2 protein-coding genes are annotated in these 3551 nt (G+C 30.4%); both read left to right on the forward strand.

Annotated elements, in window-relative coordinates; genetic code table 11:
• The coding region (locus tag QZU75_RS12490) for a hypothetical protein (protein ID WP_296884148.1) at nucleotides 1-1542 on the forward strand (1542 nt) is incomplete at its 5' end.
• Between the two features lie 65 nt (nucleotides 1543-1607).
• Nucleotides 1608-3551 (forward strand): hypothetical protein (locus QZU75_RS12495; protein WP_296884149.1); only part of this gene is annotated, 1944 nt, incomplete at its 3' end.

The raw sequence follows: 3551 nt of genomic DNA on the forward strand, positions 1-3551 counted from the left end.
TACACAGAAAATTATAGTCCCATTGAATGGATGGGAGACAATGGAGTAATTTCAGATTGTACATTCCATGAAAATTCCGCAATCAATGGTGGAGCATTAAGCTGGAGCGGAAATAACGGCATTATTGACGATTGTCTTTTTGTAGATAACATTGCCCAAGGTGTCGGAGGAGCAATTTATATTGGAGGCACTAATAATACAATCATTAACTCCATTTTTGTCAACTCCAGTTCCAAATTATCACACGAAGCAATTTACTTTGATTACAAACGTGAAAACATAACTCTAAAAAATAATGCTTACAAGGATTGTATACTATACATTGACGGAGCAAAAACAAATATTGATGTAACATACCTGAAATATTCCTATATGTCTCTAGTGGCGGATGAAAGCATTAACATAGTTCCTTTAGTGTATAATGTATTAACCAATAGAAGTTTATCTTACCTTGATAATGGCATGCTGTATTATGGTGAATACGACAGTAATAATCATGAATTTGCCCTGCATATAACCAAATATTTCAATGATATCTCATTTACAAAAAATTATAAATTTAAAAATATTTCAAACATCAATAACATTTTTTATGACATGATTGATTATGGAGATTATGAAAATACCCTGACCATGGTTAAAAGTATTGAACTCTTTTCCAACACCAGACTTGAAGATGATTATGTAACTGCAATATCAACATCTGTAAAATGCTTCAACAGCATTCTAGCATATCTATTTAATATTGATGAAACCTATTTGATTGATTCCAATATAGTACTTGCAAATTTGATTAGAAGTGATTTACAAATAAGTTTTGGATTAAACATAAATTTTTGCGATGCATTTACTATCAACTGTAACCATGAATTCGACCTCAATGCAGGAGGTTTCGATATTATCAACATCCAGGGTCATGGGACAAAAATATATACAACATCCAGTGATAGCGATGAGAATAAATGGGCTGTTTTAGAAGGAAATAAAATATTGTCTGTCAGTGACTTAATCATTGAAGGATATAATACAGCTATTGAAAACTTTGCAGGAGAATGTATTCTAAATTCCGTTACATTTAACCATAACAGAATGGATTATTTGATTTATAAAGATTACGGTGCCGCAATAATATCCACAGGAATTGTAGATTGTAAAAATTGTAGATTCACAAATAATTATGCGAAATACGGTGGAGCAGTATTCAATCAGGGCCTAATAAATTTAAAAAATTGTTATTTCAGTGAAAATACGGCATATGGCAAAGGTAACGATGTCTGCAATGGCGAAGGAGGAGTTGCAATAGTAAACAATGACCTAGTATACGACGACACTTCCATAATTACTCATTGCGACAAAACTGCTGATCAAAATATTATTACCGAAGTTATTGATGGTATTAAAGAAAGCACCATTGGAGAATTAATAAGAGACCTATCTGGTTCAGATGAGGATATAGATATAAACTCACTCTATCCCAATGAAGTTCATACTGAGGGATTAAAAGTAATGTCAATGATTTATAGTGATAAATTAACTATTTAATTAATTTAAGACTTTCTAAGACATATTACATGAAGAAAAATATAAAAATAAAAAGAGGCGATAACATGAATCTTAAAAAAAATATTTCATTAACACTAATATTAATTGCAATTTTATTGGTTTCAGTTTCATCAATAAATGCATGTGAAGTTAATGATAATATAGAAAATAATGTAAACCTTATTGGAAATCATGCCGATATTAAAGATTACAGAAATATTGCCGATTTGAATTATGCTGATTATTCCACTTCAGAAAATTTAACAACTACGGATAATTCAAGTTCAGATGACAATATAATACAACATAGCAGTCATATAGATAATTTGAATGTTATACAGACCAGTAACTCAGAAAATGATAAAAACAAGTTGGACAATATAATTAATGTAACTGACCTAGTTGCATCTAGTGAATATAAAATCGTCCAAACTTCAAACAATACATTCATATTAACACTAGCAGACAACACTACCCTTAATGTAGGCATGCTACAGGTCTTTGATTTAGATAGTTTTAAAAAAGTAGCAAACTCCGTTTCAACTGAAAACTGTCAATTTGATGCCATAGTTATAGATTTTAAAAATAATCTTAATCTTGAATTTACTCCATGGACATCCGAATTAATAAAATCAGATCATGTGAAAAATCTCATTATTAGAGGTAATGGAGCAATTATATCCATCAGTAATCCAAATAAAAATAATGAAAATCACTTTTTAAATGTTACTATGGGTTCCTCCGTACGGATAAATAATATCACAATAAAAGGTTTCAATAGAGCCATATCCAACTATGGAACATGTCAAATGAAAAATGTAGAATTAAAATATAACAAAGTCGATTATATGACTGAAGAGGATTATGGCGGAGCAATAAGAAACTGGGGTATTTTAAAATGTTCAGACTGTTATTTTTTAGGCAATTATGCAAAATATGGAGGCGCAATTTATAATGAAAAAGGAAGCCAATCCACTTTTATTGATTGTGAATTCAAAGATAATACAGGTTATTGCTGCAAAAATAAAAAATATAGTCTTGAGACTAATGACGGAAATAACATATATACTTCCAAAGGAGCAACATGCTTAGTTTTAAATCATAATGATGAAATCAAATATATAAACATAGATACTGAAACTGATTATCAAAACTTCTTAAGTAGGATGAGTAACATAGGGTATGTAAAAATTGTGATTTTAAACTTTACATCCAACAAATCATTTAACTTAAATCAAAAAACTATTCATATGCCCGATGTGGAAAATATTTATATTTTCGGAAATGGTGCATCAATCAGCATAAAAGACTATGACGATTCAAACGAATATAAATTTATTAAAGTTGATCAAGGCCAATATTGTTCTATAATAAACCTAACTATCAGCAGATTTAATACTGCTATACAAAATGAAGGTTCAATATCCATTACCTCTTCACATTTTATCAATAATAAAATAGATTATAATGTAAAGGATGATTATGGAGGTGCGATTTATAATGATGAAGGAATAATAACAATATCCGACTCCACATTTGAAGGAGGTTATGCAAAATACGGAGGTGCAATTTACAACGAAAAAGGAATCATAAGTCTCACAGATTGTAATTTCATATCCAACACCGCTTACGCTGACGGTGGTGCAATTTACAATAATGTAGGATTAATTTACGGCGAAAGATGTAATTTCACCAATAATAATGCGAAAAATGGTGGTTCAATATTTAATCATTACGGCATTATGATTTTAAACAACCTTACTTTCAAAAACAGCGTTGCCAAAGATGATGGAGGAGCAATCTATAACGATTTTGGTAAAATAACAATCGGCAATTGTACATTCATAGATTCAAAAGCCGATGAAGGCAAAGAAATCTATAATTATGGCGAAGATGCAAAATGTATTATAATCGGCACTTCATACGTTATAAATGATGGCATTTTAACAGACACCCTCAAGGTCACATCAGACGCACCTAATGAAGTTCTTAGATGGATTGTAAGAGGT

The sequence above is a fragment of the uncultured Methanobrevibacter sp. genome (genome assembly GCF_902764455.1).
Classification (GTDB): Archaea; Methanobacteriota; Methanobacteria; order Methanobacteriales; family Methanobacteriaceae; genus Methanocatella.